Source organism: Brevibacterium zhoupengii, assembly GCF_021117425.1.
In the GTDB taxonomy this organism is placed as follows: Bacteria; Actinomycetota; Actinomycetes; order Actinomycetales; family Brevibacteriaceae; genus Brevibacterium; species Brevibacterium zhoupengii.
In genome coordinates this window covers 222,397-237,437 of the sequence record NZ_CP088298.1, presented here as the reverse complement: position 1 = coordinate 237,437, position 15,041 = coordinate 222,397, and the positions used below count along the sequence as shown (strand labels likewise).

At 63.4% G+C, this 15,041-nt stretch carries 13 protein-coding genes; 4 read left to right on the top strand and 9 right to left on the bottom strand.

Going from position 1 to position 15,041, the window contains the following annotated elements; genetic code table 11:
• Nucleotides 1–34: 34 nt before the first annotated feature.
• The 6 genes from LQ788_RS01065 to LQ788_RS01040 are packed head-to-tail and all read right to left on the bottom strand — an operon-like array spanning nucleotide 35 to nucleotide 7,722.
• Complete coding sequence (locus tag LQ788_RS01065; protein WP_231444423.1) at nucleotides 35–766, bottom strand: GntR family transcriptional regulator; 732 nt, start codon at nucleotides 764–766, stop codon at nucleotides 35–37.
• Nucleotides 759–2,441 carry a dipeptide ABC transporter ATP-binding protein gene (locus LQ788_RS01060; RefSeq protein WP_231444421.1) on the bottom strand — a complete coding sequence of 561 codons (1,683 nt, stop codon included), beginning with the start codon at nucleotides 2,439–2,441 and terminating at the stop codon, nucleotides 759–761. Before LQ788_RS01060 ends, LQ788_RS01065 begins: the two co-directional genes overlap by 8 nt.
• The gene (locus LQ788_RS01055) at nucleotides 2,438–4,243 is read right to left on the bottom strand and encodes a gamma-glutamyltransferase family protein (RefSeq protein ID WP_231444419.1); all 1,806 of its coding nucleotides are present in this window, start codon (nucleotides 4,241–4,243) and stop codon (nucleotides 2,438–2,440) included. The genes LQ788_RS01060 and LQ788_RS01055 overlap by 4 nt, the downstream gene beginning before the upstream one ends.
• Nucleotide 4,244: 1 nt before the next feature.
• Entirely contained in the window at nucleotides 4,245–5,159 is a 915-nt protein-coding gene (locus LQ788_RS01050) for an ABC transporter permease (protein WP_231444418.1), read from the bottom strand.
• On the bottom strand, nucleotides 5,156–6,112 hold the full coding sequence (locus tag LQ788_RS01045; RefSeq protein WP_231447516.1) for an ABC transporter permease: 957 nt from the start codon (nucleotides 6,110–6,112) through the stop codon (nucleotides 5,156–5,158). The genes LQ788_RS01050 and LQ788_RS01045 overlap by 4 nt, the downstream gene beginning before the upstream one ends.
• Nucleotides 6,112–7,722, bottom strand: coding sequence for an ABC transporter substrate-binding protein (locus tag LQ788_RS01040; RefSeq protein WP_231444416.1), 1,611 nt, complete (start codon nucleotides 7,720–7,722; stop codon nucleotides 6,112–6,114). Before LQ788_RS01040 ends, LQ788_RS01045 begins: the two co-directional genes overlap by 1 nt.
• 195 nt (nucleotides 7,723–7,917) lie before the next feature.
• Between LQ788_RS01040 and LQ788_RS01035 the strand changes: the two genes are divergently transcribed.
• Nucleotides 7,918–8,613 (top strand): YoaK family protein, encoded by a 696-nt coding sequence (locus LQ788_RS01035; RefSeq protein WP_231444414.1) that lies wholly within the window; start codon nucleotides 7,918–7,920, stop codon nucleotides 8,611–8,613.
• 24 nt (nucleotides 8,614–8,637) lie between these two features.
• Here LQ788_RS01035 and LQ788_RS01030 read toward each other — a convergent pair whose 3' ends face one another.
• The 3 genes from LQ788_RS01030 to LQ788_RS01020 form a co-directional block, all read right to left on the bottom strand.
• Complete coding sequence (locus LQ788_RS01030) at nucleotides 8,638–9,675, bottom strand: FUSC family protein (protein WP_231444412.1); 1,038 nt, start codon at nucleotides 9,673–9,675, stop codon at nucleotides 8,638–8,640.
• 106 nt (nucleotides 9,676–9,781) lie between these two features.
• Complete coding sequence (locus tag LQ788_RS01025; RefSeq protein ID WP_231444409.1) at nucleotides 9,782–10,366, bottom strand: MarR family winged helix-turn-helix transcriptional regulator; 585 nt, start codon at nucleotides 10,364–10,366, stop codon at nucleotides 9,782–9,784.
• Nucleotides 10,367–10,436: 70 nt separating this feature from the next.
• Nucleotides 10,437–12,080, bottom strand: a complete 1,644-nt coding sequence (locus LQ788_RS01020; RefSeq protein ID WP_231444408.1) for a M20/M25/M40 family metallo-hydrolase — start codon at nucleotides 12,078–12,080, stop codon at nucleotides 10,437–10,439.
• 114 nt (nucleotides 12,081–12,194) lie between these two features.
• Here LQ788_RS01020 and LQ788_RS01015 point away from each other — a divergent pair, with 114 nt between their 5' ends.
• From LQ788_RS01015 to LQ788_RS01005, 3 genes are all read left to right on the top strand, one after another.
• Nucleotides 12,195–13,103, top strand: coding sequence for a LysR family transcriptional regulator (locus LQ788_RS01015; RefSeq protein WP_231444406.1), 909 nt, complete (start codon nucleotides 12,195–12,197; stop codon nucleotides 13,101–13,103).
• Between the two features lie 73 nt (nucleotides 13,104–13,176).
• Entirely contained in the window at nucleotides 13,177–14,070 is an 894-nt protein-coding gene (locus LQ788_RS01010; protein ID WP_231444404.1) for an IclR family transcriptional regulator, read from the top strand.
• Nucleotides 14,067–15,032, top strand: coding sequence for a DNA-binding protein (locus tag LQ788_RS01005; RefSeq protein ID WP_231444402.1), 966 nt, complete (start codon nucleotides 14,067–14,069; stop codon nucleotides 15,030–15,032). The genes LQ788_RS01010 and LQ788_RS01005 overlap by 4 nt, the downstream gene beginning before the upstream one ends.
• Nucleotides 15,033–15,041 lie beyond the last annotated feature (9 nt).

Sequence of the window (15,041 nt, the reverse complement as noted above, 5' to 3'; positions counted from 1 at the left end):
TAAGACCGCTCTGCTACGACGGCGGCCGACCCGACTAGGAGGGCGACTCGGCCATCATGGCGAAGTACGAGTCGCGACTGCGGCGCACGTGCTGTCCCATCACCTCGGCGGCCTTCGTTTCCTGGCCCGCGTCGATGGCGGCGATGATGTCGCGATGCTCGGGCCAGGCCTGCGGTCCGCGACGGGTGACATTGAGTGAGTAGAGCCATTCGATCTTGCCCGAGATCTGGCGCAGCAGGCTGACGAAGGAGAGGCTGCCGCTGAGTTCGGCGATGGCGAAGTGGAAGCGCATGTTGAGCACCGCGAGGTCTTCGTAGCGCTCCTCCCCGATGACGATGTCACCGGCGTCGAGGATCTCGTTGATCTCCTTGCGGATCGCCCGCCACCGCTCATCCGGGGCCTCACCGTTGCTCTGTAGCGCGGCGCGCTTCGCCGCCCGTTTGGCAGTCGCGGATTCTAAGACGATGCGGATTTCGAACAGATCCTCGGCGTCCTCGACCGGTGACGGGGCGACCATGCTGCCACTGTAGGGCCGTGACTCGACGAGCCCTTCTGACTCGAGGGAACGAAGCGCCTCTCTAATCGGGATCCGTGAGACGTCATACTGCTTCGCCAGCGCCGCTTCGCGGAGCTTGCCACCGGGTGGGTGCACGCCCTTGATGATGTCGTGGCGGATATGCGCCCCGACGGCGATGCTGTTCGAGGTCGAAGCCGCGCTCGACTTCAGGGTCGAACTCGGCCGCTGTGAAGAACCAGGTTCAGGCATTGAGCAGACCGGAACCGGGCACGGCGGCCAACAGCTTCTGCGTGTACTCCGCGGCGGGACGATCAATGACCTCTCTCGTCGCGCCTGCCTCGACGACCTCTCCGTTCTTCATCACTACAACATCGTCTGCCAAGTTCGCGACAACTGCAAGATCGTGCGTGATGAACAGGCAGCTCACACCGAGTCCTGACTGCAGCTCACGCAGAAGTTCGAGGATCTGCTCCTGCACGAGGACGTCGAGAGCCGACACCGCCTCATCACAGATGAGCAGCTCCGGCTCGCTGATCAGTGCCCGGGCGATCGCGATCCTCTGTCGCTGGCCACCGGAGAGGTCAGCAGGTCGACGCTCGAGCATCGACGCTGGCAGAGCCACCTGATCGAGCACCTCGGCGACCTTCCGTCTCCGCTCGGCCTGGGTGCCGATCTTGAACACGTCGAGAGGCTCACGGATGATCCGCTCGATACCCCACATCGGGTTAAGGGAGGAGAACGGATCTTGGAACACCGGCTGACTGAACCGGCGCAGAGTACTCCGTTCGGCCCGCGAGGTGGCATCGACGTTGCGGCCTCCGGCAAGGACCTCCCCGCTGGTGGCCTTCTCGAGGCCGAGCACGATCTTCGCGATCGTCGACTTTCCGGATCCGGATTCGCCGATCACTGCGGTCGTCTGCCCGCGCTTGGCCGTGAAGCTCACCCCGTTGAGCGCGTGCACCTCTCTGCCGCGGCCGCGCAGCTTGTAGATTTTGTGCAGATCGTTGATCTCGAGCACATTCGCCGAGGTGGCCCCACCCTCGGGACTGCCTTCGCCGATTCGTGCGTCCGGAGTTGATCCCACAGTCCCGTGGACAGGGCTCGACTCTCGATCGACAACAATGCTGGGGGCGGCTTTGACCAGGGCTTTCGTGTAATCGTCCTGCGGGTTACCCAGCACCTGCTGCGGTGTTCCCCGTTCCACCACTCGACCGTCATTCATCACGAGAATGGTGTCGGTCCGCTCGCCTGCGACACCCAAGTCGTGGGTGACGAAGAGCAGCGAGGTCCCCCGCTCGGTGACGAGTTTCTGCAGATGATCGAGGATCTGCTTCTGCACCGTCACGTCGAGAGCGGAAGTCGGTTCGTCGGCGATGATGAGGTCGGGCTCCCCGGACAAGGCGATCGCGATGAGAATCCGCTGTCGCATACCGCCGGAGAATTCGTGCGGATAGGACCGTCTCCGGTTCTCCGCTTCCGGGATTCCCGCTTCGGTCATCAGTCGTACGACGTTGCGAGTCACCTCGGCGGAATTCGACATTCCATACGTGCGCAGAGCGTCGGCGATCTGGTCGCCCACGCGCATGCTCGGATTGAGGCTGGCCATGGGGTCCTGCGGCACCAACGCGATCGAACGACCGCGCAGAGTCTGGAGGCGCTGCCCGTCTGCCCGGACGAGCTCCTCACCGCGGTACTTCACGGATCCGGAGCTGACGTGCCCTGCTCCCGGTAGGAGCCCGAGGATCGCGCTGATCGTCGTGGACTTACCTGATCCCGACTGCCCGACGAGGGCCAATCGCTCCCCCGGCGCCAGAGTGAACCCGACATCGTGGAGTACAGGGGCCTCATAGGAGACTTCGAGGCCGGAGACCTCGAGGACGAATTCTGCGAGTTCCACGCTGCTGCTGGTCTCGGTGCTCATCATCGTCCCGCCGCATATCCCTGGGCACCGCGCGGGTTCGCCCCGGCGGTGACTCGGCCGGTGGCAGGGTCGCGGGTGACGCAGGAGAGCCTGCCCAGTTCCCAATCGCCGGCTTTGGTCACCACGTGACCGCGGCTGATAAGTCCGTTGATGACGTCCTCGCCGAGGCGGTCCTCGACGACTGCTCCACCTGGCACCCAGGTGCGTGGCCAGAACGACCCGGCCAGAGCGGTCGTGTGCAGTGCGGGCGCGTCGATCGCCTGCTGCGGTGCGTATCCGCCGATGAGCATCCGCAGGATGAGCAGCAGCTGCCACTGTTCCTGCTGGTCACCGCCTGGTGAACCGAGTGCGATGACCGGTTGCCCGTCCTTCGAGATCAGAGTCGGAGTCAGCGTGGTGCGGGGGCGCTTGCCCGGGGTCAGAGCCGAGGGTGCCGTCTCGTCGAGCCACATCATCTGCAGGCGGGTGCCCAAGCAGAATCCAAGTTCCGGGACGACCGGCGAGGACTGCAGCCACCCGCCCGAGGGTGTGGCTGAGATGATGTTTCCCCAGCGGTCGACGACGTCGATGTGGCAGGTGTCGCCGTTGTTGACACCGTTCTTCTGCACGGTGGGTTCGCCGATGCCGGCCTTGGCCATGGCCTCCTTGTCCGCGCCCTCGAGCACGAGTGGCGGGGTGAAGGTCGGGACAGCACCTGTCCGATCGGCGCCAGGTCGGAATTCGAGTGAAGCCTTCTCGGTGATGAGTTCGCGGCGGCTGGCCGCGTAGTCTTCGCTGAGCAGCCAATCGAGGTCGACGTCTGCGTCACCGTAGTAGGTGTCTCGGTCGGCCATCGCCAGTTTGAGTGCTTCGAGGATCGTGTGCGCACCGATCTCTGTCGAGGGGTCGAGTCGCTCGTCGTCGAATCCGTCGAGGATCTTCAGAGTCTGCAGCAGCACAGGACCCTGGCCCCAGGCCCGGATCTTCGCAATCGAATAGCCACGGAAGTCGATCGTCACCGGATCTTCGAAGTGGGCGTCGAATCCGGCGAAGTCGGCGGCCGTCATCACACCCGTGTGGTCACCGCCGGTCGAGTGCCGGTGCGGGGCCGAGATGAACTGTGCGATCGCCTCGGCGACGAAGCCGGACTTCCATTCCCGACGTGCCGCGGCAACTCTGGCGGCACGACCTTCCACGCCCTCGCCTGCATTGATGAGTCTCCTCAGGACCTCGGCATAGGGACGGTTGTAGACGAGGTCACCGGTTTTCGGGATTGTTCCCTCCGGCATCCACTGAGCTGCGGACGTGGGCCAGTGGTCGGTGAACAGCTCTTGGACGCGTTCGATGGTGCCTACGACCCGGCCGAGGACTGGGTGGCCGTTCTCGGCATAGTCGATGGCGAAGTCGAGGACGTCGGCGAGTTCCCAGGTGCCGTGGTGTTCGAGCAGGTTGAGCCAGGAGTCGACGGCTCCGGGGACTGCTGCGGCGAGCGCTCCGGCTCCGGGGACCATGTCGAGCCCTTCACCGCGGTAGTGGTCGATGGTGGCAGCAGCTGGTGCTGGGCCTTGGCCCATCATGATCTGCGGATTCGCGGGGTCTTCGGCGGTGGCAAAGACCCCTGTCATGTCACCGCCTGGGCCGTTGAGATGAGGTTCGACGACGTGGAGGAGGAAGGCTCCTGCCACGGCTGCGTCGAAGGCGTTGCCGCCGCGTTCCAGGACAGCCTGCGATGCCGCTGTCGCCAGCCAATGTGTGGAGGCGGCCATCCCGAAATGTCCCTCCAGGGTGGGCCGGGTGGTGAAGGTGGCGGGTGGGGTGAACGACATATCAGTGTCCCTTCTTCGAGTTGGGGTCGAGGGCGTCGCGCAGGGCGTCCCCGAAGAGGTTGAAGGCCAAGCAGATGACCAAGATCGCAAGACCGGGGAACAGTGCGGTCGACGGTGCGCGGAAGATGTACTGCTGCGCGTCGGAGAGCATGATTCCCAAGCTGGGTGAGGGTGGCTGGATGCCCAGGCCGAGGAAGGAGAGGATTGATTCTCCGATCACGGCGGTGGGGATGATGACAGTGGCCTGCACGATGATCGCCGAGGCGATATTGGGCAGGATGTGCATGCCCAGAATACGTGTCTTCGAGGCGTCGGTGGCGATTGCTGCCTTGACGAAGTCGGCCGATTTCAGCCGCATCGTCTCGCCTCTGACGACGCGGATCATAGTAGGAACCTGAGAGATGCCGAGGGCGATCGCCGCATTGGCCAGGCTGGGCCCGGAAATGGCGGCGAGTCCGACGGCGATGATGAGGAACGGGAACGCCAGGGTGACATCAGTCAGCCTAGAGATGATCGCGTCGAGACCTCTGAAATATCCCGCCAGCAGGCCCAGGGGCGTACCGACGATGACGGCCAATGCAACGGCAAGGAGTCCGACCTGCAGGGAGGCGCGAACTCCGAAGGCGAGCCTGGAGAGGATGTCACGTCCCAGGTCGTCGGTGCCGAAGACGTAGCCGATCGTGCCCGGAACCTGGAAGGGTGCCTGAAAGTTCGTCTGTGCGAACCCATAGGGGGCGATGAGAGGTGCGAAAAGTCCGATGAGTACGACGATGGCGACCATAACGGAGCCGATGAGTCCCATCGGGTTGGACAGGATTGAGCGCAGCAGCCACCAGGCGCGGTTGTTCGAGGTCTGGAATTCAGGGTCGAGCCCTTGCGCGTTCTTGTCGGAGTTCGTGACGATGGGCGTGGTCATGAGGCGTCCTCGCTGACTCGGATCTGTGGGTTGATGACCGAATAGAGGATGTCGACGGCCAGGTTGATGAGAATGTAGGAGGCGGTGATGACCAGGACGACGGCCTGGATGACCGGATAGTCGCGAGAGAAGACCGCATCGAGTGTGAGCTTGCCGAGGCCCGGCAGAGCGAAGATCCTCTCTGTGACCACGGCGCCGGAAATCAGACCACCCAATTGCAGACCGATGATCGTGACGAGGACGATGAGTGAGTTGCGCAATCCGTAGCGGAAGAGGACCCGTGGTCTGGACAACCCCTTTGCTCGCGCCATGCGCACGTAATCGGTGCCCATGCTTTCGATCATCGACGCCCGCGTCTGCCGAGTGATGACCGCAGCCAGGCTGGTGCCCAGGATCACCGCCGGCAACGTGAGGTAGTAGATGCCGCGGATCGGATCGGAGAGGACGTCGACGTACCCCGAGGCGGGGAACCAGCCGAGGATGACGGCCAGACCCATGATCGCCAGGAGCCCGAGCCAGAAGTTTGGGACCGAGAGTCCGAGGAGAGCGATGAAATTGCTGCCCAGCTCCGGCCATTTCCCGCGGAAGCGTTCTGCCACCATGCCGAGGGTGATGCCGACGATGACGGCGACGATGATCGCGTAGAGCGACAGCCACAATGTCACCGGCAGTGTGGTCGCGATCATCTCGGTCACGGCCAGACCTGTCCGTGTGGATTCGCCGAGGTCGCCGGTGATGATGTCGCCCAGGAACTTGAGGAATTGGACGATCAGAGGCTGGTCGAGACCGAGGTCTGCACGGATAGCGTCGAGCCGCTCGGGGGTCGCCTCTTCACCGGCCATGGCCAGTGCCGGGTCGCCGGGAAGCATGCGGACACCGAAGAAGATGACGATGCCTGAGAGCACGAATGTGATGATGGCGTGGAATATTTTGGTGAGCACGAATCGGGTCATCACTGAGCGTCCTTCTTCAGAAATCCGGCTTCGGAGAGATGGACAACACCGTCGGAGAACACATCTATGCCTGACACGTTGTCGGTGAAGGCGGTGAGGTTCTTCTGGCGGTAGAGATAGATGATTGAATTGAGCTCGCCGGTCCGCTGTGAGGCCTCACCGTAGAGCTTCTTGCGCTCATCCATGTCTGTGGCTTCACTGGCTCGGGTAAGCAGATTGCTGAGTTTGTCGTCGTCGACTCCGGTGACGTTGTTGCCAGCACCTGGGTAATGGAAGGTGTAGAGGTTTCCGTGCGGGTCGACGCGACCTGACCAGCCCAGTTGGAGGAGCTCGTAGTCGCCACGGTCCTGGGCATCGAGCAGCGCCGTATATTCCATCGGCTGGACTGTGATGTCGAATCCGGCTTCTTTGGTGGCTGCCTGCACGGCTTGAGCGAAGCGAAGCGTGTCCTGGGTGTTCGAGACCTTCATATTCACCTTGAGCGGAAGGTCGACTCCGGCGTCTTCGAGAAGCTTCTTCGCGGCCTCGGGATCGTAATCGACACACGCGTTGCTTGCTGCGGTGGCGAAGGGACTGTCCGGGGAGATGCCCGAGCATGCAGGGGAGAACCAGCCATTGAAGACTGTGTTGACCAGTGCTTTGCGATCGATGGCCATCGACAATGCCTTGCGCACCTTCGGGTCCTGACCCAGCGGCGTCTCGAAGTTCTCCGGGTTGTCGCCGAAACCCAGGTTCACAGTCAGTCCCTGATATCCCAGCGAGTTCGACTGCAGGATTCCGATGCCCGATTCTTCCTTGAGGGCGTCGACGTCCTGCGGGGAGATCGTGTCCGCGACCTGCACATCGCCGGAGCGGATGTTCGCAGCACGAATGTTCGCATCCGACATGATCTGGTAGGTGATCGAGTCGAGGTGAACTTTGTCGGCATCATAGTAGTTGGCATCTTTGACGACTTTGATTGAGGTCTGCGCGATGCGCTTCTCAAACTTGAACGGCCCGACGCACACTGGATGGTCCCCGAAGTTCTCGCCCGCTTTGTCGAGGGCTGTCGGCGACATGATCATTCCGGCGCGATCGGCCAGGGCCGCCGTGAAGGGTGCGAATGGTTCGTCGAAGGTGACTTCGAGGGTGTGATCGTCGACGGCGGTCACGTCGTTGATCGGACCGAGTTCGGCAGACCGGGAGGACTCTTCGAGGTTGAGCCCGCGTTCGATGGTCGTCTTGACCGCCTCGGCATCGAAGTCGGTGCCGTCGGCGAATCGCACCCCGTCCTTGACCGGGATGCGCACAGTCTTTCCGTCTTCTGAAATGTCTGGCAGTGCGGTTGCGAGCATCGGTGTGATGTCACCGTTCGCATCGATGTCGTAGAGCTTCTGGCACATCGTCTGCATCACGTAGCGGGTATAGAGAGAGGAGGATGTCGTCGGGTCGAGGCGGTCCGGTTCCGACGACAGCGCCATCACCAGATCTCCGCCATCTTCGAAAGCTCCTGGGTCGGCATTGACAGACTTCACGTCGGGTCGCTCGGGTGGTTCGCCAAGCGGCTGGACCGGCGTGCACCCCGCCATCAAGACGACGCTGGCAAGCACCGCCGTTATCCGTTTTTTCACGCGCACTCCTGTGTGAGCATTACATTCAGCTTGATTATTTGCATACAATCTATCCGGTGCATATGGTTTTGTATACAAACTGTCAGGAAATTTCGAATCCTGGGATCGCGAGTGGCCGCGGCTGCCCGATGCCTTGTATCTATTCGGGTTCTGAGACCAACAGGGTTCGCAGGCGAGCTCGATGAAAGGGACGCAATGACACGTCGACTCGATCTGGCCATGCTGCTCGTACTGACTTTCTCAACCGGAATGGTCGACGCGATCGGCTACCTGGGCTTTGACAAGGTCTTCACCGGAAACATGACGGGCAACGTCGTCATCCTCGGCATGGGCCTGGCAGGGGCCGAGGACACTCCCGTTCTGCGACCCGCTCTGGCTCTCGTCTTCTTCATGGTGGGAGCGGCTCTCGGCGGGCGCATCCTCGGCCGGATCGGCGAGGAATGGCACATGCGCACCACGATCATCTTCGCCGGAGTGGCCATCGGCTGTGCGGGTCTGGCCGTCTATGTCGCGCTCGTGCCCAACCCCGAGGTGGGGCTGGCCGGCACCATCTTCACCTCGGTGCTCTCGGCCCTCATGGGTGCACAGGCCTCTGCGGCACGCAGGATGAAGATCGCCGACGTCACCACCGTCGTGGTCACCTCGACGATCGTCGGCTTGGCATCGGATTCGCGGCTGGCCGGCGGCGACAGCGTCCGCTGGATCCGCCGCGCGCTGGCTGTTCTTCTCATCCTCATCGGTGCCATCGCCGGTGCTGCCACGCTGATGATCAATCAGTGGATCGGCATCGCCTTCGTCGCTGCAGCGATCGCCGTCGTGACCGTCATCGGCCATCGTGGGGCAAAGAAGCGGACCCTCGCCGAGGCGACCGCCTCCCCCGTGCACGCCTGACGATTCCAGCCGCGCCCGGGACACTCAGTTCGTCGCGGTGTTCCTCAGACTCCGCTCCTGCGCGCGCTGCTTGCGCGTGGTGAGCAGAATGACGAAGAAGGCGATGACCGCGCCGATCGTCGTCTCGAGTGCGCGGTCGGCGACGAGAGTTCCGGTAGGCCCTGGGGCAACGAATTCGGTCATCATCAGAGCGACTGGGGTCATGAAGACGAGCGCGATGCTGTAGTGGCTGATGACGAAGACCTCACCGGCGAACTGGAGGGCGGCGATCAGGAACGCGAGCCCCAGCGGCGGCCACTGGATGGTGAGCAGGGCAGCGGTGAGCAGGACACCGGCGTAGGTGCCGATGATGCGATAGACGGCTCGGACCAATCCGCCCGAAGCTCCGACGGCAGAGATCGGGGCCGCGGCAGCGACCATGGCCCAGTAGTGGTGCCCCAGGCCGGACATCACTCCGATGGACCCGGCCAACCCCAGAGCCACAACGTAGCGACCGGCTTGCGCGTAGATCCGTGACCAGGCTGGAAGCGGCGCTTCGGTCAGCTGGCGATCTGGTTCGGTCCGGCGCGCCCAGAGGCGGCCCATGAAGCCGAGCACGAGGGCGACACCGACGCTGGCGACGCCGGTCAGTGCGGCCTCCCAGAGCTGCCCGTCGAAGGGCACCGAGGCGGTGGCCATGAAGGCGAAGATGTAGAAGAGCGGTCCCGAGGGGCGCAGCCTGAGGACATCGGCGACGATCGAAAGGACGCCGGCGACGAGGGTGCCGATTCCCACGAGCGCCCAGCCGTTGATGCCGAGGCCGCCGCTGATGACGCCGCCGACGATGCTCAGGCTCATGAGGATTCCTGCGAACGTCTGGTGCTTGAGCCGCAGCCAGTGGGGTTCGACGCGACCGAAGACACCGGTCAGGGCACCGAAGACCGCGAAGATGGTGAGGTCGGTTCGCCCCATGAGGACGAGGATGATGAGTGGGATGCCTATGCCGGCCGCGACCCTCAGGGCAGGTGTGCGGTGTCCGCGTGGGGATGGGATGCGGAAGAAGTCGCGGGCATAGGTCTTCACAGTGTTCGGGTGCCTCCTGGGCTGAAGTGCTGGTCGCGCCGGTGCGGATCCTGCTGGGTCCCGGCGGTATTGGGTGCTAATGGTGCTGAGGCGAGCGCGTGGGCGTCTAGGTGTTCGCGGAGTCTGATTCGATGCTGATGAGAAGTTCGCGCAGGCCGCCTGCAAGCTGGTCCTGAGACTTGGGGTCGAGGTCGGCCAGCAGCCGGTTTTCGAAGCCGAGCACGGACTCGAGAATCGGACGCAGCAGGTCCCATGCCGTGTCGGTCAGCTGCACGAGCGAGCCACGCCCATCGGCAGGGTCGGGAATCCTGGAGACCAGACCGGCACTGCCGAGGCGTTTGAGGCGCTTGGTCACGCCGGCGCCGGAGATGATCAGCTCCGTTGACACTCGCGTCGGGGACAGAGTGCCCCCGTGTCGTGCCAGCAGGGAGATGACGTCGAACTCACCGCGGGTCACGCCTTGGGCGGCGAGGACTTCGTCGCTTCGGACCTGGACGACCTGTGCAATGCGGGCAATCCGGCCCATGACGGCGACCATCGAGGTGTCGAGGTCGGGGAAGATCGTCTCCCACTGGCCGCGCACATCGGCGATGTAATCGTTCGGGGAGTCCGCCGCATCGTCACTCATGCCTGCCTCGCCCCCGTTTCCTCGTCGCACGTTCTGTTTGGTGGTCGGCGTGATTGCCGACATCAATATACTTTACCAGTTAAGTATATTGGGATCGATGGGTTTTCGGATGAGCCTCATCACGCTCAGGGGGTTACCTCACGTCGCCTGGGGCAGTGTCAGTCGAGCGTTCGCCAGCCTGAGGAGAGGTGCTCTTCGAGGTGAACCAGTCGTCGGGGTTCTGCTTCATGTCCCAGAACATTCCGGCCATGATCTCCGCACCCTGTTCAAGGATCGAGGTCAGGGCGTGCTCATCGGGGGCATGCTGATTGCAACCGGGGTATGAATGCGGCACCCACACAGTCGGCAGGCCCAGCACCTCGGCGAAGACATCATTGGGGATGGTGCCGCCCAAGTTCGGTTCAATCGCGGCCTCGAGCCCGGTCGTCTGCTTGATCGACTCAGCAGCGGCTGCGACGACGCGGGCGTTCGGGTCGAGCCGAGTCGCCGGCATGCAGTGTCCAACGAGGACATCGACCCCGTGGATCCCCTGATCGTCCAGATGGGCCCGCACCTTGTCCTCGAAGTCGCCGACGTCGGTGCCGACGACGTACCGAAGCTGCATGTGCGCATCAGCCTTCCCCGGGATCGCATTGACTACCTGGGAGGGGTTGCCGGCGTCGAGAGCGAGGACCTCGATGACGTTGAAGGCGAAAACCTTCTCCGCCGAGGTGAGTTCGGGCTCACCCCAATCGGGATCAACCTCGGGGGACCCGGCCTCGACCACCTCGGGCAGCTTCGCAATGGCTTCGAGCACCGAAGCGGGTGGATCTGCGGGGCGCAGCGCGGGAATCCTGATGACACCATTGCCATCGACGAGGGCGTTGATGGCCGCTGCGAGGACGGTCGCAGAGTTGCGCAGCTTCCCGCCCCAATTGCCCGAGTGATGGTCACCGTCACGATCGTGGACGACGAGCGTGAATCCCAACGCCCCGCGGGAACCGAGAAAGAGCGTCGGGCAGTCGGCGGCGATCCGGGGACCGTCGGAGGCGAGGAAAAGATCGGCGTCGAGTTCTGCCGCGTGCGCGGCAGCGAATGCCTTGAGTCCCAGAGATCCCGCCTCTTCGGCGGTCTCCATGAGGATCTTCACGTTATAACCCAGCGTTCCGGACCCAGCGTCGCTGACGTCGCCGCCCCCGTCGCCAACCCCGTTGCCGTCCCCGTTGCCGACTTCGCCGCCCAGCGTCTCGAGAACGGTCTTCAGCGCCAGGGAGTTCACGGTGTGCTGACCTTTGTTGTCAGCACTGCCGCGCCCGTAGAGGCGGTCGCCGTCGCGGGTGAGAACCCAGGGCTCAAGGCCCTCAGACCATTGCGAGTCGTGGGCGAACTGAACGTCGCCGTGACCGTAGAGAAGGACGGCCGGCAGATCCGGGTCCTCGATACGTGCCGCGATGAGCAGCGGGTGCTCATCGGATTTCGGGTTGTCGTGGATCGTCGTCGCAAAGCCCAGGGTCGCGAGCTCGGGGGCGACCTCCTCGGCGAGGTAGGCATGTGCGGCTGCGCCATTGCCCGGTGCCTGGCTCTCGGTGCGGCGGGCAACTCGGGCAGCCAACAGATCGAAGAAGGCCTGACTGCGGACGAACTCCCCCGCAGCCCGGGTGACGGCCTCACGAGTGACGGTCTCACGTGTCGCGGACTCACGAGTCCTCACCGCCCGAGTGACATCATCACGAATTTCATTGAGTACTGCTCGGTTCGGTGCCGTGTCGCGGCGGACGGGGCTGTGATCTGAGGTCATACATGAAGACTGTCGCAGTCCGGCTCAGATTGGAAGACCGATCCGTCCACATGCCGGTGCGATTCTCGCAAGGTGACTGTGCATAATATGCACCACCTTTAGTAGCATGATGGCATGACCGACCTGCGCAGCCTCAAGACCCTGCTGGCAGTTGTGGAATACGGCTCCATCCACCTCGCCGCGCGAGCTCTGTTTGTCTCCCATTCGACCGCCAGTCGCCAGATCAAAACCTTTGAGGAACATTACGGTACGACGCTGTTCGATCGCTCGGCGAGCGGCGTCGTTCCCACTGGTCAGGGCCTGGCTCTCGCAGATTTCGCACGGCGGATGATCGCCGAATCCGAGCTTCTCTCCGACTCATTCGGCAGCCATTCCCGCGCGACCGAGACCATCACAATCGTCACCAGCACCGGCCTCGGCCAGACCCTTGTCGCCGATGCCATCAACGATGTCATGACCACCACTGACAGAGTGCAGGTCTCGATCATCGACACCACGTCGCTCGAGGCTGTTCAGGTCCTCAAGAACCGGCAGGCTGACCTGTGCGTGAACTTCTCGGTACCCGGTCATGATCTCGTCTCGGTTCCAGGTGTCCGGCGGATCGGTCAGACCCCAGCTCGGAATTTTGCGGTCTTCGACAAGAAGCATCCGCTTTCACAGAGAGCCACCGTCCGCGTCCGTGACCTGATCGATTTCCCGATCGCCACGCTGCCCTCAGGCAACAGTGCCCGGATCAGGGTCGAGCAGGCTGTCCGCGCTCAGGGTCAGGTGTTCTCACCGACGATCGAAGCCACCTGCCCTGTGCTTACGATGAGAGCCATCGCCGGAACGACGATGGTCGCGATGATGGCCGAACGGACGATCCCGGACAACCTCGCCGAGGCGGGCTGCACTGCCGTGGAACTCGACGACCCGGGCCTCGACGACCGTTCCATCCAGATTCTTTCCGCCGATCCGCTGCGGGAGTCAGACGGTCTCGACCTGATGATCGAATCCCTGCGCAGAAGCCTGGCACTGCAGTAGTCCACACCTATCGACGGTCCACATCGTGGATCCAGCTTCTGGCTTCCACCGGCAACAGCCGATAATCGTCAGCATGGGCAATGAAGCGCAGACACACGATCTCGACCGAATGAAGATGCGCGGGCGGATCATGCGCCGTTCCGCATCATTCAACGTCGCTCACGCCGTCGACGACCTGGGACCTGGCACTGGAGCCCAAAGCATCCAGCGAGCGTTATCCCTGCTGGGCCTCGTCGGCATCATCAGCAGCGAGAACCCGGGCGGCGCGCTTCTCAGCGAGATCGTGGCCATCAGCGGACGCCCCAAGGCCAGCGTGCATCGTATGCTCAACGCCCTCATCGCCATGGGATACGTCGAACGATGCGAGGACGGCGGCTACCGCCTCGGCGTGCAGTCCCAGATCATGGGACAGCTGGCCCAGAAGTCGGCAGACCCCGCACTTGAGGAGTCCGAGTCGAGTCTGCTCAGGCTCGCCGAGCTCACCCAGGACACTGCTTTCCTCACGATGCGCACCGGCAGCTACTCGATCTGCGCTCGCCGCGAGGACGGCTTCGGCCCGATCTTCAACAATGCCTTGGCCGTGGGTGATCGCCACCCCTTGGGCATCGGCGCCGGAAGTCTTGCCATCATGACCCAGTTCACCGACGCCGAGGTGGACGCCGCCTTCGATGCCAACTCAAGAATCTTCGCGGACCGCTACCCCGAAGTCTCCGTGCCCAGACTCAAAGAGATCATCGGCCGGGGCCGTCGTGACGGGTTCGTCCAAAATCCCGGACTCTTCGCCCAGGGATCCTGGGCGATCGGTGTCCCGGTCAGGGTCAAGGGCAGGAAACCGCGCGCGGCATTGTCGATCGCCAGCATCGAGGAGCGCATGACCGGGGCTCGCGTGTTCGAACTCGCCGAGCTGCTCCAACACGAAGCGCGCCAGATCGCCGAGGCAGTCAGCAGCATGGAGGACCAGGCATGACCAACGAGGCGCAGCCACACGAGACCACCAGTGCACACACAACTCCCGGCTTCCGCCTCGGCGACCCCGGTGATGTCGTCATCCATGCCGGGCCCCGATTGAGTCCGCGACTCGTCTCGGTACCGACTCGTCATTCGGAGCATCTCATCGATCTCGTCGCCGGTGATGATCTCTTCGATTCCGTGACCGGCCTTCTTAAGACACTCGACGTCTCCGGGCTGATGGTGGAGTTCGTTGCCGGCGAGTTCGGTCGGATCGACTATGTCTACCCGGCTTATGGCCCCGACGCCGAACGCCCCATGTCCTTCACCACCGAGTTCCACCACGCGGGGCCAGCTGTGCTGTGTCATGCCTCGGCGACGGTGGGTGCGAAGGGCGGGGAACCATTCGCTCATATCCATGCTTCTTGGTTGACCGAGGAGGGTCTGGCCGAGGGCGGTCATCTGCTGCCCGGCACGCTCGTCGGGCCAAACGGCATGCGCCTGCGCGTCTTTGCCCTCGCCGATGCGCAGCAGCTCAGCGAGGCCGATCCGGAGACCGGGTTCTTCGCGTTCGCACCGACTGCGCTGCACACCCCTGCCGCCGAGTCAGCTCAAGGTTCGGTATCAATGTCGGAGTCTGCTCAGGGGTCGAGCAATGCGGTCATCTCCCGTGTCCGTCCTGGCGAGCTCATCGATGACGCGATCGTGGCCATCTGCCGTGAGGCCGGCTTCGATTCCGCCGAGGTGCGGGCCAGTCTCGGCAGCACCACCGGAGCCGTGTTCTTTGATGGAACCGCACCGTGGCCGGCCGTGGAGTTCACTCACCTGACAGGTTCTGTCCGTGGTGCCCTGGGTGACGACCCGCGGCTCAGGCTCGACGCGGAAGTCGTCGATGTCGCCGGTGAGGTGCACGCAGGACAGTTGGTCCTCGGCGCGAACCCTGTGGCCGTGACCTTCGAGCTCCTCGTCCTGCCAACATGAGAGGGTCCT